The 15784-nt window shown below is 67.3% G+C and carries 19 protein-coding genes and 1 pseudogene; 11 read left to right on the top strand and 9 right to left on the bottom strand.

The window, feature by feature from the left end; translation table 11 throughout:
- The first annotated feature begins 87 nt into the window (after positions 1-87).
- Positions 88-774 (top strand): hypothetical protein, encoded by a 687-nt coding sequence (locus tag M1L61_RS00885; RefSeq protein WP_043034949.1) that lies wholly within the window; start codon positions 88-90, stop codon positions 772-774.
- 23 nt (positions 775-797) lie between these two features.
- Here the strand turns inward: M1L61_RS00885 and arsH are convergent, their stop codons facing one another.
- The gene (gene arsH, locus M1L61_RS00880; RefSeq protein WP_029380128.1) at positions 798-1526 is read right to left on the bottom strand and encodes an arsenical resistance protein ArsH; all 729 of its coding nucleotides are present in this window, start codon (positions 1524-1526) and stop codon (positions 798-800) included.
- Between the two features lie 17 nt (positions 1527-1543).
- On the opposite strand from arsH, the gene M1L61_RS00875 reads away from it, so the two are divergent.
- The 5 genes and pseudogenes from M1L61_RS00875 (at position 1544) to M1L61_RS00855 (ending at position 4744) form a co-directional block, all read left to right on the top strand.
- Positions 1544-1873, top strand: coding sequence for a metalloregulator ArsR/SmtB family transcription factor (locus tag M1L61_RS00875; protein WP_010487154.1), 330 nt, complete (start codon positions 1544-1546; stop codon positions 1871-1873).
- Between the two features lies 1 nt (position 1874).
- A pseudogene (arsN2, locus tag M1L61_RS00870) lies at positions 1875-2294 on the top strand (arsenic resistance N-acetyltransferase ArsN2); the annotation flags it as partial.
- 36 nt (positions 2295-2330) lie between these two features.
- Positions 2331-2834: an arsenate reductase ArsC gene (locus M1L61_RS00865; protein WP_248854804.1), complete on the top strand. Its 504-nt coding sequence runs from the start codon at positions 2331-2333 to the stop codon at positions 2832-2834.
- 13 nt (positions 2835-2847) lie between these two features.
- Positions 2848-3879 (top strand): ACR3 family arsenite efflux transporter, encoded by a 1032-nt coding sequence (gene arsB / locus M1L61_RS00860; protein ID WP_248854193.1) that lies wholly within the window; start codon positions 2848-2850, stop codon positions 3877-3879.
- Between the two features lie 490 nt (positions 3880-4369).
- Complete coding sequence (locus M1L61_RS00855) at positions 4370-4744, top strand: hypothetical protein (RefSeq protein WP_010487161.1); 375 nt, start codon at positions 4370-4372, stop codon at positions 4742-4744.
- A 60-nt stretch (positions 4745-4804) separates the two neighbouring features.
- Here the strand turns inward: M1L61_RS00855 and M1L61_RS00850 are convergent, their stop codons facing one another.
- On the bottom strand, positions 4805-5479 hold the full coding sequence (locus M1L61_RS00850) for an Ivy family c-type lysozyme inhibitor (RefSeq protein ID WP_019338210.1): 675 nt from the start codon (positions 5477-5479) through the stop codon (positions 4805-4807).
- Between the two features lie 135 nt (positions 5480-5614).
- Here M1L61_RS00850 and M1L61_RS00845 point away from each other — a divergent pair, with 135 nt between their 5' ends.
- Complete coding sequence (locus tag M1L61_RS00845) at positions 5615-6067, top strand: nuclear transport factor 2 family protein (RefSeq protein ID WP_100443440.1); 453 nt, start codon at positions 5615-5617, stop codon at positions 6065-6067.
- 141 nt (positions 6068-6208) lie between these two features.
- Here the strand turns inward: M1L61_RS00845 and M1L61_RS00840 are convergent, their stop codons facing one another.
- From M1L61_RS00840 to M1L61_RS00820, 5 genes are all read right to left on the bottom strand, one after another.
- Entirely contained in the window at positions 6209-7234 is a 1026-nt protein-coding gene (locus tag M1L61_RS00840; protein ID WP_010487166.1) for an NAD(P)H-dependent glycerol-3-phosphate dehydrogenase, read from the bottom strand.
- Between the two features lie 20 nt (positions 7235-7254).
- Complete coding sequence (gene secB / locus M1L61_RS00835; RefSeq protein WP_004153553.1) at positions 7255-7773, bottom strand: protein-export chaperone SecB; 519 nt, start codon at positions 7771-7773, stop codon at positions 7255-7257.
- Positions 7774-7872: 99 nt separating this feature from the next.
- A complete protein-coding gene (locus M1L61_RS00830; protein ID WP_004153552.1) occupies positions 7873-8310 on the bottom strand; it encodes a rhodanese-like domain-containing protein in 438 nt (145 codons plus the stop codon).
- Positions 8311-8367: 57 nt separating this feature from the next.
- Positions 8368-8793, bottom strand: coding sequence for a hypothetical protein (locus M1L61_RS00825; RefSeq protein WP_019338209.1), 426 nt, complete (start codon positions 8791-8793; stop codon positions 8368-8370).
- Positions 8794-8825: 32 nt separating this feature from the next.
- Positions 8826-9293 carry a YiiD C-terminal domain-containing protein gene (locus M1L61_RS00820; protein ID WP_043400743.1) on the bottom strand — a complete coding sequence of 156 codons (468 nt, stop codon included), beginning with the start codon at positions 9291-9293 and terminating at the stop codon, positions 8826-8828.
- 35 nt (positions 9294-9328) lie between these two features.
- Here M1L61_RS00820 and M1L61_RS00815 point away from each other — a divergent pair, with 35 nt between their 5' ends.
- From M1L61_RS00815 to M1L61_RS00805, 3 genes are all read left to right on the top strand, one after another.
- The gene (locus M1L61_RS00815; protein WP_197656727.1) at positions 9329-10138 is read left to right on the top strand and encodes a uroporphyrinogen-III synthase; all 810 of its coding nucleotides are present in this window, start codon (positions 9329-9331) and stop codon (positions 10136-10138) included.
- A 104-nt stretch (positions 10139-10242) separates the two neighbouring features.
- Complete coding sequence (locus M1L61_RS00810; RefSeq protein ID WP_197601950.1) at positions 10243-11220, top strand: uroporphyrinogen-III C-methyltransferase; 978 nt, start codon at positions 10243-10245, stop codon at positions 11218-11220.
- 6 nt (positions 11221-11226) lie between these two features.
- Positions 11227-12522 (top strand): heme biosynthesis HemY N-terminal domain-containing protein, encoded by a 1296-nt coding sequence (locus tag M1L61_RS00805; RefSeq protein ID WP_049480461.1) that lies wholly within the window; start codon positions 11227-11229, stop codon positions 12520-12522.
- 118 nt (positions 12523-12640) lie between these two features.
- On the opposite strand, the gene M1L61_RS00800 is transcribed toward M1L61_RS00805, so the two are convergent.
- The gene (locus tag M1L61_RS00800) at positions 12641-13936 is read right to left on the bottom strand and encodes an acetyl-CoA C-acetyltransferase (RefSeq protein ID WP_029550824.1); all 1296 of its coding nucleotides are present in this window, start codon (positions 13934-13936) and stop codon (positions 12641-12643) included.
- A 93-nt stretch (positions 13937-14029) separates the two neighbouring features.
- Between M1L61_RS00800 and M1L61_RS00795 the strand changes: the two genes are divergently transcribed.
- Positions 14030-14917 (top strand): hypothetical protein, encoded by an 888-nt coding sequence (locus M1L61_RS00795; protein WP_248854192.1) that lies wholly within the window; start codon positions 14030-14032, stop codon positions 14915-14917.
- 212 nt (positions 14918-15129) lie between these two features.
- On the opposite strand, the gene M1L61_RS00790 is transcribed toward M1L61_RS00795, so the two are convergent.
- Positions 15130-15756, bottom strand: coding sequence for a superoxide dismutase family protein (locus M1L61_RS00790; RefSeq protein ID WP_241874952.1), 627 nt, complete (start codon positions 15754-15756; stop codon positions 15130-15132).
- Positions 15757-15784: the final 28 nt, after the last annotated feature.

Genomic DNA, 15784 nt, shown 5'->3' with positions numbered 1-15784 from the left:
CCTTCCACCCAAGACTGCATTGCAAGGAGCCGTCTCATTCGTACCTACTCCTCCCCTGCACGCCGCGCCCTCCATGCCGCACTGGCCATGGCACTGGTCGTTGCGTGCAGCGGCGTAGCCAACGCCAGGGACAAGGACGCACCTGCATCACCGGTAGCCGCCGTTGATGAACTTCCGGCTGACCAGAGCGTGTCCGAAACGGTGATCGAACTGGCCGGCTGGGTCGTCGCCAGCAAGGACAACCAGGGCTATCCGTTTGCAGTCATGGACAAGGCGGCGGCGCAGGTTCTGATCTTCAGCGGTGACGGCAAGCTGCGTGGCGCGGCACCGGCGCTGTTCGGTTCGGCTATCGGCGATCATTCCGCACCCGGCGTCGCCAAGCTCGCACTGAGCGCGATTCCCGGCCACGACCGCACCACGCCGGCCGGCCGCTTCATCGGTGGCTACGGCCCCTCCGACGATGCCGGGCGCGTGCTGTGGGTGGATTACGATTCCGCGGTTTCAATGCACCCGCTGCCGCCGGGCAGCCCGAAGGAAAAGCGTGCCGAACGACTGGCATCGCCCACGCCGGACGACAACCGGGTCACCCACGGTTGCATCAATGTCTCGCCCGCGTTCTACGGGCAGATCGTGCAGCCCATGTTCGAGAAGGGCGGCGTGTTCTACATCCTGCCGGACAAGGATTCGATCGCGAAGACCTTCCCGGAGTTCGCGCAGAGCCGCGGGGATGCGAAGGACGAAGACGAGAAGGGCGCGCGGCGCGCAAGCAAGTAATACGCTCGTCGGCAGATTGGAATTCAGGAAGCCGCAGCCCCTGCGGCCCGCGCCAATACCGCGGCATGCGCGTCGCCCTTCCGCTCGCTGTAGCGGTCCACCAGGTAGTCCGACCGCCCTCGCGTCAGCAGCGTGAACTTCACAAGCTCCTCCATCACATCCACCACGCGGTCGTAGTACGGCGAGGGCTTCATGCGCCCATCGTCATCGAATTCCTGCCAGGCCTTGGCCACCGATGACTGATTGGGGATGGTCAGCATGCGCATCCACCGGCCGAGCACGCGTAGCGTATTGACGGTGTTGAACGACTGCGAGCCACCGCTCACCTGCATCACCGCCAGCGTCCTGCCCTGCGTGGGCCGCACGCTGCCATCTTCCAGCGGCAACCAGTCGATCTGGTTCTTGAACACGCCGGTGACCGTGCCATGCCGCTCGGGGCTGACCCAGACCTGGCCTTCCGACCACTGCGACCACGCACGCAACCGCTGCACTTCAGGGTGGCTCGTGTCCACGCTGTCGAGCATGGGCAGTGCATGCGGATCGAACATGCGGGTTTCGCACCCCAGATGGCGCAGCAATCGCTCGGCTTCCAGCGCCAGCTTGCGGCTGAACGACTGCGGCCGCAGCGAGCCGTAGAGCAGGAGGATGCGTGGCGGCCCCAGATCTGCCGCGGCGAGCTGGTGATGATTGGGCTGGGGCAATGACGATTCCACCAGATTGGGCAGGTCAGGGCTTGTGATTGGCTTATTCATTCGATTATTCTAGAAATATGGAAACGTTAAATGCAATCACCGCCCTCACTGCGCTCGGTCATGCCACCCGCCTGGCTGCCTTCCGCCTGCTGGTGGAGGCTGGCCCGGCAGGGCGCATGGCGGGCGACATCGCCACGGCCCTGCAGGTGCCCCCAGCCACGCTCAGCTTCCACCTGAAGGAGCTGGTGCAGGCCGGGCTGGTGGAGAGTGAAAGCCAGGGCCGCCATGTCTGCTATCGGGCCAACTTCGATGCCATGAACGGCTTGATCGAGTACCTGACGCACAACTGCTGCGCGGGCTCGCCGGACGAGCGGTGCGCGGTGAGCGAACCGGCATGCAGGTGCTGAGATGAAGCCAGACCCCGTGATTCGTGCCGGCACACGCGACGACCTGTCCTCCATCCGGGACCTTCTGCAGCAGGCGCAGTTACCCGTGGCCGATCTGGAAAGCAGCAAGGTCGTGTTTTTCGTCGCAGACCTCGACGGCGTCCCCGTGGGCGCCGTTGGATTGCAGGTTTTCGGCGCCTCGGCGCTGCTCCGCTCCCTGGTGGTGTCTGATGACCGACGCAATACCGGCCTTGGGCGCGCATTGCTGGCAGCGGCCGAAGAGGTGGCCTGCCGTATGCAGGTCAGGGAACTGGTGCTGCTGACAACATCGGCAGGCACGTGGTTCGCGCGGCACGGCTATGCCGGATGTGATCGCGCGCAGATAGCGGAGGCGATCCGCAGCTCTGCCGAGTTCACTCGTCTTTGCCCGGCCAGCGCGCTTTGCATGTCCAAGCCACTCACTGACCATGGAAGCCACATGACCCGCAAGGTCCTCTTCCTCTGTACCGGCAACAGCGCCCGCAGCGTGCTTGCTGAAGCCACCCTGCGCGCCTGGGGCGGCGATCGCTTCAGCGCATTCAGTGCGGGCAGCCAGCCCACTGGCCAGATCAATCCCTTCGCGCTGGCCCAGTTGCAGGCCGAAGGAATGCCCATTGAAGGGCTGCACAGCAAATCGTGGGATGAGTTCGTGGACGCGGCCCCGATGGACCTGGTGATCACCGTATGCGATTCAGCCGCAGCGGAGGCCTGCCCGGTGGTGTTCGGTGACTTCATCCGCAGCCACTGGGGCCTGCCCGATCCGGCGGCCGTCGCGGGTAGCGATGCCGACAAGGCCGCAGCATTCGCGCAGGCCCATGCCATCGTGAAGCTGCGACTGCGTGCATTGCTCGCGCTGCCCGAATCGTTGTGGTCCGACCGCTCGGCGCTGCAGCAGGCGCTGGACCGGATCGGCCGGCTGCTGCCGACCGACGGCGCGCAGTGACGGTGCCACTGCCATGAGCCTGTTCGAGCGACACCTGACGCTGTGGGTTGTGCTGTGCATTGCGGCTGGCACCCTGCTGGGCCACGTCCTGCCCGGCGCTTTTGCCGCGCTGGCATCCGCAGAGATCGCCAAGGTCAACCTGCCGGTTGCGGTACTGATCTGGCTGATGATCATCCCGATGCTGCTGAAGTTCGACTTCACTGCGATGCGCCAGTTGCAGCAGCACTGGAAGGGCATCGGCGTAACGCTGTTCATCAACTGGGCGGTGAAGCCGTTCTCAATGGCGCTGCTGGGCTGGCTGTTCCTGCGCCATGCCTTCGCCGACTGGTTGCCCGCAGCACAGATCGACAGCTACATCGCCGGGCTGATCCTGCTGGCGGCCGCGCCCTGCACCGCCATGGTGTTCGTGTGGAGCAACCTGTGCCGTGGCGATGCCAACTTCACCCTGAGCCAGGTGGCGTTGAACGACGCGATCATGGTGGTTGCCTACGCACCGGTGGTTGCACTGCTGCTCGGCCTGTCGGCGATCACCGTGCCGTGGGATACGCTGCTGCTGTCGGTGGGCCTCTACATCGTGGCGCCGGTGCTGGTGGCTGCGTTGCTGCGGCGCTGGATCCTGATGCATCGTGGCGAGGCGGCGTTGCAGCGGGTGCTTCGCAAGCTTGGGCCCGTCTCGCTGTGTGCGCTGCTGCTCACACTGGTCCTGCTGTTCGGCTTCCAGGGCCAGCAGATCGTGAGGCAGCCGCTGGTGATCGCACTGATTGCGGTGCCGATCCTGATCCAGGTCTATTTCACTTCCGGCCTGGCTTACCTGCTCAATCGTCGCCTGGGCGTGGCGCATTGCGTGGCCGGCCCTTCAGCACTGATTGGTGCCAGCAATTTCTTCGAACTGGCGGTAGCCACCGCGGTGGGACTGTTCGGCGTGCATTCGGGGGCTGCGCTGGCGACGGTGGTTGGTGTACTGATCGAGGTGCCGGTCATGTTGTCTGTGGTGCGGTTCGTGAACCGTACTCAAGCCTGGTACGAGAGACGCGAAGAGCACTGACACACCGGAGTGCGCCGAAGTCGATTTACGTTCTTCGCCCCGTACTGTCGTCATCGGCCTGGTGGAGTGCCCGTACGCCACGTCATCAACTTCGACCCATGTCGCATATTCCCCATGCCGCTACGGACGTTGCGGCGCCTGCGTCTGCGACGGCTTAACAGCATGCAAAAATGCCAAAAGCGTCTTTGATCCAGCGTTGAATGCAACTCTTCTGATTGGCGTTGCGCAGCGACGGCGGTACAGATGGTGGGCCGCCGGAAAATGGGTGGCCGGGCCTCGAAAACCCGTTAGATCACGAACGTTGTTTGCGCTTGCCAGCCGGCGTCACCCCGCGTGGCGCCGGCTGGCATTCCGTCTGCCGGCTATGGCGGGCGGAGCGTGGAGGCCTTGCGCCTGCCGGTCTTGTTCGTGATCTCCCGGTTTTCGAGCCACGTCTCCGCCCGCCACCTCTATGTGGCGGTTACCGTCTGTCCTGCACGGAGCCCTTGCCATGAGCACACCCGAATCCTCCCGCCTGCGCGCGCAGTACGTGCCCGCCAACGCGGACGCGCCCTCGGAAGCACTGCACCCGCACGATCCGCACGGTTTCATCGCCACGCTCGACCGCATCGGCAAGGGCGCGGCCGCCGACGGCCAGCCCTGGCCCGAACGTCATCAGATGCCAGGGCGCCGCATGGCGCTGGCCGACGCGGACTGTGCGTTGGCCGGGCTGCGCGTGGCGCTGGAAATGCTGCTGGCTGCCGAGCGCGTACGCCAGAACGGGCCCGAGGAGGAATACGTGGGCGACCGCGTGATGGAGGGCCTGATGATGGCCAGTCTGTCGCTGGCCGCACAGGTCAGCGCACGCATGCGGCCGGAAGGGTGATACGGGGAACAACGCTCACTGCAGCGCCGGGCACGGCCCGGCGCTGCAGAGCGCGCCACGTCACTCGCAGAGCACGCTGTCTTCCTTCAACGCGGCATCCTGCAGTGGCTGGCGCTGTTCGATCTGCGCACGCTGTTCCGCCGTCGGCTCGCCCAGCCACCACACACGGCAGCGCGCGGTAAGACGGCCGACCAGCTTCGACTGATCGGGCGAGTACAACATCGCCAACGCGGTGCCGGGGCAATCGTGGGCCTGGCAGGCGGTGTAGAACCACCACGGCTCGCCCTGCAGCACCAGCAGCTCGCCAGGGCCACTGGGTCCGCTCAACAGGCGCTTGCGCAGCGACGGAATGTCCTTGTCGCTGGATTCGGCGTCCTGCGTGCCCTTCATCAGCGCATCGAACGCGGCCAGCACCTTCGGGTCCTTGCGGCCGCAGTCATCCACGGTGTTGCCGCCCACCAGAGTAAAGAAGTGGGTCGCCAGCGGATTGTCCGCGCAGGTGAGCTCGCCGCCGGCGGCCGGGTCTTCCGGCTCGCCTTCGTTGTCCCACACCGCAGGGTCCACGCCTTCTTCGATGGACGGTTCCTTCTCGACCACGGTGGCCGTGGCGGCCGGTGCTTCGGTGGTCGGCGCTGGCGCCGCAGCAGGTGCAGTCCCGCCAGTCTTCTCCGGTGCCTGTCCGCAGGCTGCCAACAGCGCGGCCATCATCGCCATCCCTGTGATTCGCATCTTCATTCCGTGTCCTTGTCTGATCTGCGCTGCATCCGCCGAATCTGCGGCCGCGTGATTCTAACCAGCACCGCGCTAGGATGCGTTCGCAGCTTCCCGTCATCGCCTGGAGCCGGACGCATGCGCCGTAGACCACTCGCCATGATCTTCTGCAGTGCCCTACTGCTGGCAACGCCGGCAATTTCCCACGATGCAGAAGGCACGACGTCTGCGCGCCTGCCCGATACCCCCCTGCCCGCACCACTGGATCGCGTACTGCGCGACTACGAGCAGGCGTGGCGCACCGGTGATGCCAAGGTACTGGCTGCGCTGTTCGCCGAAGATGGCTTTGTGCTGCAGAGCAACCAGCCGCCGGTGCGCGGCCGCAGCGCGATCGAGGCCGCGTATGCCGGCCAGGGCAGCAGTCCGTTGCGGCTGCGTGCGTTGGCGTATGCGGTGGAGGGGAATACGGGCTACATCATCGGTGCGTACAGCTACGGCAACAACGTGGGAGATACCGGCAAGTTCACGCTGACGCTGAAGCGTGAGGGGGATGGGCCGTGGGTGATCTTCTCGGACATGGACAACAGCAACGCGCGGCCGCGCGCGCGGTGATGAATGCCGCCGGGCATGGCCCGGCGCTACCGGGCGCCAACCAAGGTTGGCAGCTACCAGAAGCGGGTTCCGTCCTAGATCCACGCTATGCGTGGATGGGGCGCGCACAGAAAACCCCGGCGCGTGGCCGGGGTTTTCGATTCACTTGAACAGCGTGTCCGGGTATTCCGGTTTCTGTTCCCGCGCCAGCAGTGCGCGCAGGCCTTCTTCCGGCGTCTGCTCGCCGTGCAGCACGGCGCGCACGCGGTCGGAAATCGGCAGGTCGATGCCATGGCGGCGTGCCTGTCGCATCACTTCGTCGGCGGTCTGCACCGACTCGACAACCTGGCCGATTTCGCGCACGGCATCCTGCAGCGTCTGGCCACGGCCCAGGGCCAGGCCCAGGCGGCGGTTGCGCGACAGGTCGCCGGTGCAGGTCAGCACCAGATCGCCCAGGCCAGCCAGGCCCATCAGCGTTTCCGGCTTGGCGCCGATGGCAGCGGCCAGGCGCAGCATCTCGTTGAGGCCACGCGTGATCAGGCCGGCACGAGCGTTCAGGCCCAACTGCATGCCATCGGCCACGCCGGTGGCAACGGCCAGCACGTTCTTCATCGCACCGCCCAGCTCGGCACCGACCATGTCGTCGCCGGTGTAGGCGCGGAACGCTGGGCCATGCATCGCTTCGGCCACCGTCTGCGCGAACTCGGGCACGTCGCCGTGCACGGTGATCGCGGTCGGCAGGCCCTGGGTCACTTCCTTGGCGAACGACGGGCCGGTGACCACGGCCAGCGGCACGTCCTCACCCAGCACTTCGCGCGCTACTTCATGCAGGAAGCGGCCCGAACCGGGCTCGAAGCCCTTGGTGGCCCAGGCCACACCGGCACCGGCCGGGCGCAGCGGCGCCAGCGCACGCACGGTTTCACCGAAGGCGTGCGACGGGGTCACCACCAGGATCCAGGCCGCGCCCTCCACCGCCGACGCCAGGTCGGTGGTGGCACGCAGGCTGTCCGGCAACGGGATGCCCGGCAGGTAACGCGGGTTCTCGTGGCGCTGGTCGATGGCTTCGACCACGGCAGCGTCGCGCCCCCACAGCACGGTCGGGTGACCGTGCCGTGCGAGCAGGCTGGCCAGCGCGGTTCCCCAGGAACCGGCGCCAAGCACGGCGATCTTGTCAGCGGGAGTGCTCATCCGTGACGTCGCGGCAGGAATCAGGCGTTGCCAGCCGGCTCGGAGTCAGCCAGCGACGGTGCGTCGCCCTGCTCCTGGCGCTGGCGCAGGGTTTCTGCGTACAGGCCTTCGAAGTTGATCGGCTGCAGGAAGAACGGCGGGAAGCCGCCGGCCTGGATCAGGTCGCTGACCAGCTGGCGCACGTACGGGAACAGGATGTTCGGGCACTGGGTGCCGAGCAGCACGTCGATCGACTGCGGGTCCAGGCCGACCAGGCCGAACACGCCGGCCTGCTTCACTTCGGCCACGTAGGCGGTGCGCTCACCGGCCTGGCAGGTCAGGGTCACGGCCAGCACGACTTCGAAGGCGTTCTCACCCAGGCGCTGCACCTGCTGGTTCAGGTTCAGCTGCAGCTCCGGCTGCACCTGGTCATTGAAGATGGTCGGAGCGTTCGGCGACTCGAAGGAGACGTCCTTGACGTAGATCTTCTCGACGGTGAAAGCGGGGCCGGTGGCGGCATCGACCGGCGCAGCGGCGCCGTTGGTGATCTCTTCGGACATTTCCAGTAACTCCAATGAATGCAATGAAAACGATGGTCGAATTACTGCGATGGGGGCGGCATCAGGCCCATACAAGGCCGGATCCGCCACCTGCGGCAATCAGTTGCGGCCCTTGACCAGCGGCAGCTCGGCCTGCTGCCAGGCGGGAATGCCGCCGTCGAGCACGTAGACCTTCTCGAAACCGGCCTTCTTCAGCGCCTTGGCGGCGGTTTCCGAAGCGTTGCCGCTGCGGCACACCAGCACCACCGGCGACTGCTTGGCGTTGGCCACCAGCTTGTTGTCCGGGCCGAAGGCACTGGCCTGGGCGTTGCGGCTGCCGGCAATGTGGCCCTTCTCGAAGTCACCGCTGGCCGACAGGTCGACCACCACCGTGCCGCCCGCGTTCATCAGCTGGGTCAGTTCGGCGGGCTTGATGCCCTTGAAGCCCCGGAACAGGCGGCGGATCTCGGTGACGATGATGGCCACGGTCAGGCCGACCAGGGCCGCGGACAGCATCGGGTTTCGGCCTGCAAAGGCCAGCAACTCTTCGTAATTCACTCAGGTCACGGGTCGATTAAGCGGGCGCCGATTGTCGCACAAGCCGGACGCGGCCCGTCACTGCCCCTTCCACAGGTCCGGCAGGCCGGCCGTCTGCCACCAGCGCTTGGCCTCGGCATCCCAGCGCCAGCGCTCGACCACCACCACGGTGCGTTCGGCCTGGGTGTTCTGGTTGATCACCCCGATTTCGACCCGGCGCTCGACCAGGCCACCGTCCAGCGAGGCGCTGCTGCGCTCGCGGTAGGACGACACGCGCAGCTGCGCGTAGCGGTTGAGCTCGAACTCGGTGGGCGGCTTTTCCTTGCGCAGCTTGGGGTCCAGATAGCCGATCGCATCGTCCATGCTGCCCCAGCGGATGGTGGCGCCGTAGGCGATCTGGGTCTCTTCCAGCAGCTTGCGCTGCTTGCGGCTGAGGTCGTCGGCCGACGCCACGGCGCTGACCAGCAGCAGGGAACACATCAGGAACTGGATGAGGCGGCGCATCGGTGGTTTCCCCAGAACGTCAGCCTGCCATCCTACCCTTTGGCGAAGGCAACGAAGCGACCGCTGAACTCGGCGGCAGGCTTGCCATCGGCACCGGGCTGGGTGGCGATGATGCTGATGCGGGCCTTGCGGCGCTGCCGGAAGGTGTTCAGGAAAGCATCCCAGCCGGTAACCTCGGCCGCTTCGGCATGGGCGTGCAGGTCTTCGTAGACCGGCGCCAGGTAGCGCAGGTTGCTGTCGGCCACGTAGACCTCGGCATCGTGGCCGGCCAGGCGCAGGCGCAGGCTGACCAGCGCCCAGCCAGACAGGGTCAGCACCGAGGCCAGGCTGCCACCGAAGGCGTTGCCCTTGTCGTTGACGTTGGCGGCCAGCGGCGCGGTGATGCGCAGCACGCCATCGGCATAGCCGTCGAGCTGGATCTGCATGGCGCGGACCGCCGGCATGCAGTCCAGCACGTCCTGCAGGGCGGCCAGCGAGGAAGTCAGAGCATCAACGGACATCGGAGCAGAGACCACGACAACGAAGGGCCCGCATAATGCAGGCAATGGCCGACCATACGATACCCACTGGCGCCGCCGGTTCCGAGCCGGGCTGGACCTTCATTTCGCTGCGACCGCAGGGCCAGAATTCCGCGCTGCGCCGCGCCGTTGCTGGGCTGGGCGGGCATGTGGTGGCCCTGCCGCCCTGGCGTCTGCAGCGCCTGAACGGCACGCCAGTGGTGCGTCAGCTGCAACGCACGCTGAACTGCGATCGGGTGGTGTTCACCAGCCCGGCCGCCGTTACTGCGGCCGCCACCCTGCTGCCACTGGCCGAAGCACAACGCAGCCCGTGGCTGACCGTGGGCGAAGGCACCGCGCGCGCGCTGCGGGCGCAGGGCGTCGCCGAGGTGCATGCACCGCAGCGGATGGACAGCGAGGGGCTGCTCGCGATGCCGGTGCTGGCCAATGTACAGGGCCTGTGCATCGGCCTGGTCACCGCCCCTGGCGGGCGCGGCCTGATTGCCGCGCAACTGCAGGCGGCGGGCGCCACGATCGAACGCGCCGACGTCTACCAGCGCCGATTGCTGCGCCTGCCGCCCCGCACATTGGCTCGATTGGCGCATTCAGCGCAGCCGTGGGTGCTGGCGGTGAGCAGTGGTGAGGCGTTGCTGCATTTCTGGCAGCAGCTTCCGCCGGCATTGCAGCAACGCTTTCAGGCGCTGGCCACCGTGGTCGTGGCCAGCGAACGGCTCGGCGAACAGGCGCACGCATTGGGGCTGCAACGCGTGGTGCGCGCGGCCGGGCCCACCACGGCACAACTGGTGGCCGCTGCACACGCCACGCTCACCGTCCCGGCAGCGACCTGAACAGGGACGTGGGTCACGCTTGCCGCTGTGGTCGGCAACAGTGATGCTGTGCACAACGCGGCCTGCCGGAACCTGACCGGCGACGTTGCCGACAAGGAAGCCCCATGAACGAGACTCCGCCCGTTTCCCCGCCCCGTCAACCTGTGCGCTGGCTGTTGCCGCTGGCCGGGGTGGTCGTGCTTGGCGTGGGCGGCTATGCCGGCTGGTACGTCTGGCAACAGCAACAGCACGAACAGGAAGCGCAGGCACAGACCACGGCCGTGCAGCTGCAGGGCCTGCAGGCTACACTGGATGCATTGCGCCGCGACCAGCGCGCGACCAGCCAGCGCCTGCAGGATGCGGCGACCACCAACCGCGTGCTGCGCGACGAGATGCTGGGCCTTTCGCAGCGCAGTGCATTGCTGGAAGAGAACCTGGCCAAGCTGGCCGACAGCGCCAACCAGGGCCGCCAGGCGGTACAGCGCGATGAGGCCGAGCTGCTGTTGACCCAGGCGGCACAGCGACTGAACTACGCCGACGACGTGGAAGGCGCACGCCGCCTGTATGCACAGGCCGCCACCGCGTTGGCCGATCTGCCCGACAGCGACGGCCTGAATCTGCGCCAGGCCCTGGTGCAGGAGCGCGATGCACTGGATTCCCTTGGTGCCGGCCCGCGCGCGCAATCGCTGCAGCGCCTGGATAGCCTGGCCAAAGCCCTGCAGGGCCTGCCCTCGCAGGTAACAGGCGACAGCGCGCCCGGCGCCGGCAAGACCTGGTGGCAGGCCACGCTGGCCCCGTTCGTGGACATCAGCCCCAGCCGCCAGAACGGTCCGCTGACCGCCGCCGAGCGCCGCAATGCAGACGATGCACTGCAACTGGAACTGACCTTGGCGCGCGCCGCGATCGAACGTGGCGACCGCACCGGCCGCGATACTGCGCTGGCACGCGTGGAGCATTGGGCGCAACGGCGCTGGCCGGATTCACCGGCCCTGCGCGCGCAACGTGCTGAACTGAAGGCCTTGCGCGAGCTTCCGCTGCAGGCCAGCAACGCTGTTCTTGGCAGCACCCTGCAGCAGCTGCGTACCCAGACCGACCGGAGGTAATCCCACATGAAACCCCTGCAATCCCTGGTCGTGCTGTTGCTGGCCGTGGCCATCGGCGTGGTTGCCGCGCAATGGCTCGGCGCCGATGACCTCAACCGCTTCGGCGAAGTGACCCTGCGCTACGGCGGCTACGACTACCACAGCAACCTGCCCAAGGTGGCGCTGCTGTCGGTGATCGCGGTGCTGGTACTGTGGCTGCTGTGGAGCCTGATCGCTGCACCGTTCCGCGCCTGGGGCCGCTACCGCCGCAAGCAGGGCCGGGTGCGCCTGATCGACGGCCTGCAGGCCTATGAGCACGGCCAGTGGCAGCGTGCCGAGAAGCTGCTGGACGGCGCCGCCAAGGATCCGGAAGTGAGCGCGGTGGCGCTGGCCAACGCCGTGCGCAGTGCGCAGGCGCGTGCCGACGGCCCCGCCGGTGAAGCGCTGCTGCAGCGCCTGGGCGAAAGCGATGCCACCCTGCAGGCGCTGCTGCGCGCCGAACAGCTGCTGGCGCGCGATCTGCCGGTGGATGCAATCAACGCATTGGACGTGGCGGCGATCCAGCCGCTGCCGCCGCGCGGCCTGTGGCTGCGCACCGAAGCACTGGCACAGGCCGGCCGCGCCCACGAGGCGTATGGCCAGCTGGGTGCACTGCGCCAGAGCAAGGTGCTGCCGGCCGACGCCAACAGCGAACTGGAAGCACGCCTGGCCGCACAGGCGCTGCTGGAAGCGGCCGACGTCAACGCGCTGGCCGCGCAGTGGGAAGCCACGCCGAAGGCGCTGCGCCCCACCCCGGACGTGGTCGGCGCGTATGCCAGCCGCGCGGTGGCCCTGAACTGGGACGAGCCGGCGCTGCTGGCGCTGGAACAGGCCCTGGACCATCGCTGGGACGACGAACTGGTGGCGCTGTATGGGCGCCTGCCGGCCGAGCGCCTGGCCACCCGCCAGAGCAACCTGGCGCGCTGGCGCAACGTGCATGACGAGTCGGCCGCGCTGCGCCTGGCACAGGGCCGCGTGGCCCTGGCCCAGCAGCAGTGGGATGCCGCCGATGCGTTCCTGCATGAGGCCATCGCCACCGGCGCTGGTGCTCCTGCGTGGGAAGCACTGGGTGAGCTGTTCGCGCAGCGTGGCGAGCACGCGCTGGCCGCGCAATGCCTGGCCAATGCGCTGCGACTGCAGCGCGGCGAGGACAGCGTGGAGCTGGTGCGCGGCATTGAAGCACCTGCACGCGCCACGGTGGAAGAGCAGCCCATCACGGTGCAGCCGCCGGTGTATGACGCCAACGAAGAGCGCGACGAATTCGGTAATCCGCGGCTGCCATGAAGCGTGCCGACCAACGGTCGGCACTCACCAGAGCAAGAAAAAACGCCGCCCATCGGGCGGCGTTTTCATGTGTGGAACCCGGTAGTCGCCAACCTTGGTTGGCGTGCGGTCGCAACAATCAGCGTTCGACGATCGCCACCACGCCCATGCCGCCGGCGGTGCAGATCGACACCAGCGCGCGACCGCCGCCGCGTTCGGCCAGCTGCTTGGCGGCCGTAGCAATCACGCGGGCGCCGGTGGCAGCGAACGGGTGGCCGGTGGCCAGCGACGAACCCAGCAGGTTGATCTTGTCCGGGTCGATGCGGCCCATCGGTGCATCCAGGCCCAGGCGGTTGCGGCAGTAATCCTCGCTCTCCCACGCACGCAGGGTGCACAGCACCTGCGCGGCGAAGGCTTCGTGGATCTCGTAGATGTCGAAGTCCTGCAGGGTCAGGCCATTGCGCTTGAGCATCTCCGGCACAGCCACGGTCGGTGCCATCAGCAGGCCTTCACCATGCACGAAATCAACGGCCGAGACGTGGGCATCACGCAGGTACGCCTGCGGTTCGTGGCCGTGTGCGCGGGCCCATTCCTCGCTGGCCAGCAGCACCGCGGCAGCGCCATCGGTGAGCGGGGTGGAATTGGCTGCGGTCAGGGTGCCGCGGCCGGAGACCTTGTCGAAGGCCGGCTTCAGCGTGGCGAGCTTTTCCAGCGAGGTATCCGGGCGCAGGATGTTGTCGCGCTCGACGCCACGGAACGGTGCGATCAGGTCGTTGAAGAAGCCACGCTCATAGGCGGCAGCCAGCTTCTTGTGCGACGACACCGCCCACTCGTCCTGCGAGTCGCGCGAGATGTTCCATTCCTTGGCCATGTCCTCGCAATGGTCACCCATGCTCTTGCCGGTGCGCGGCTCGGCCACGCCCGGGAACTCGGGCTTCAGTTCGGAGAACTTGAAGCCGGCGGTGAGCGCACGGATCTTGTCGCCGGTGCTCTTGGCACGGTTGGCGGCCAGCAGGCGCGCGCGCAGCTTCTTGCCGTAGACGATCGGCACGTCGGAGGTGGTGTCCGAACCACCGCCGATGCCGGATTCGATCTGGCCCAGCGCGATCTTGTTGGCGACGGTGATGATGCTGTCCAGCGAAGTACCGCAGGCGCGCTGCAGGGTGATGCCCGGGGTCAGCGGCGACAGGCCGGAGGACAGCGTGGCTTCGCGGCCCAGGTTCCAGTCGCTGGAGTGCTTGATCACCGCCCCCATCGCCACTTCACCCAGCTGCTGGCCGTGCAGGCCGAAACGTTCGACCAGCGCGCCCAGCGTACGGACCGACATGCCGAGGTTGCCGACATCCGAATACGCGGTGTTCTGGCGGCAGAACGGAATGCGGACGCCACCGAGGATGGCGACGGGACGAGCGTTGGGCATGGAGATACCTGGCATGGATGAGGGTGTCTGCAACATGGCCTGCACGGCGGAGCAGGCATAATGGAGCCAAGTGTAGCTGCCGCCCTGTGATGGGCCAACCGTGGAACCATGAGCAAACCCGACCCCGCGATGAATGCCCTTGGCGTGCTGGCCCTGGAACTGGCCGGCGGCGAAATCCCCCGCCAGGCGGTACTCAGCGCCGAACAGGCCGGTGAACTGGCCGATCGCGTCGGCCGCGACCTGTCCAAGCTGGTGCCGCAGGTGGCCGAGCTGGACCTGGTGTTCGCCGCCGCCCATTTCGACCCGGCCGAAGTGCTGCGCCCGGGCTGGCCGATCCATCGCCGGCTGGAAGAACTGCAGATGCGTGCGCCAGGCCGCAACCAGGGCCCGCGCCTGCTGGCGTTCGGTACCGACGCCCAGGGTGACGTGCCGCTGCCGTTCCAGGCCGATGCCAGCCTGGTGGGTGGTGGCCTGCGTGTGGTGCCGTTCCTGCTGGCCGGCAGTGACGTGGCCACCACCAATGCGGTGGCCGAGGCGCTGGAAGATACGCTGCTGGCCAACGGCATGGCCCATGCCGACACCGCGTTGATGGCGCAGAACACCTTTGGTGCCCGCATCGAGCACGCACGCTATTTCACCGTGAATGATCTGGCCGCGATGATGTCGATGCAGTACGACAACCAGGGCCTGGCCGCGCTGTGGCCGCTGATCGAGACGGCGATCATGGCCCCGGGCGAGGACGAGTGGCTCAATGCCGCGCCCGAGCCGCTGCTGCGCTATACCCATGGCGAGGCACGCATGGCGCTGTTCGACCCGGCCGGCTGGTGCGCGCACTACGATCATGGCAAGAACGACTGCGACCGCCTGAAGGGCATCTACGAGCAGTTCCTGATGCGCCAGCGGCAGATGGCCGCCGTGCTGGAAGCGCACGGCGTGCCGGTGTTGTTCGTGCACTGCGAGCCCGGGCAGGACGCGCGCGAGCTGCTGGCGCGCTGATCTGCGGATGCGCGCCGCCGGGCATGGCCCGGCGCTACCGTGCAATTGCGTTTCGCCGGGGCGCGACCGCCGTGCGTATTGCTGTAGAGCCGAGCCCATGCTCGGCTCAGGCCGCCGAAAGCACAGCCGAGCATGGGCTCGGCTCTACAGAAAGCGATGCAAAGAAAAACGCCGGCTTGCACCGGCGTTTTCCGTTTCCAGCAAAAGCGCCCTTACGGGGCCTTCTGGATCACCGCACATGCCAGGCGCGCGCCGGCGTTGCCGGTCGGCTGGGTCTTGTAGTCGTCCGCGTCGGCGTGGACGATCAGGCCACGGCCGATGATGTCGAAGTCATCACCCTTGCCGATGTTGACGGTGCTCGACACCGGGCCGTCGATGGTGGCCACGCCCTTGTCGTCGGCCTTGATGTTGGGCATGTCGCCACCGTGGTGCGGATCAGCGGACACGCTGCCGTGATCCTGCTTGCCCGGGTTGAAGTGGCCACCGGCGCTCATGCCGTCCGGGGCGCTGCAGTCGCCCTTCTCGTGGATGTGGAAGCCGTGCTCGCTGCCCGGCTTCAGGCCGCTGATCTGGCCGGTCACGTGGACCTTGCCGTCAACCACCTTGAAGGTGACGCTGCCCTTGGTCTCGTTACCCTGGGTCGGTGCCAGTTCGGCGGTGGCGGTGGCATCGGTGGCCGCTGCAGCGGCCGGCGCCGGCGTTGCGGCCGGTTCGGTGGTGGCGCCGTCGGCCGGTGCGGCCGGCGGGGTTTCAGCCTGCGGCGCGGCCGGCTGCTGGTTGCAGGCCGCCAGGCCCAGTGCAGCAATGGCTGCGAACAGCGACGTGTGGATCAAACGCATGGAATCTCTCCCTGGATGATGCCTGCAG

The sequence above is a fragment of the Stenotrophomonas sp. NY11291 genome, assembly GCF_023277365.1.
GTDB classification, from domain to species: Bacteria; Pseudomonadota; Gammaproteobacteria; order Xanthomonadales; family Xanthomonadaceae; genus Stenotrophomonas; species Stenotrophomonas geniculata.
This window is presented reverse-complemented; position numbering and strand designations above follow the sequence as displayed.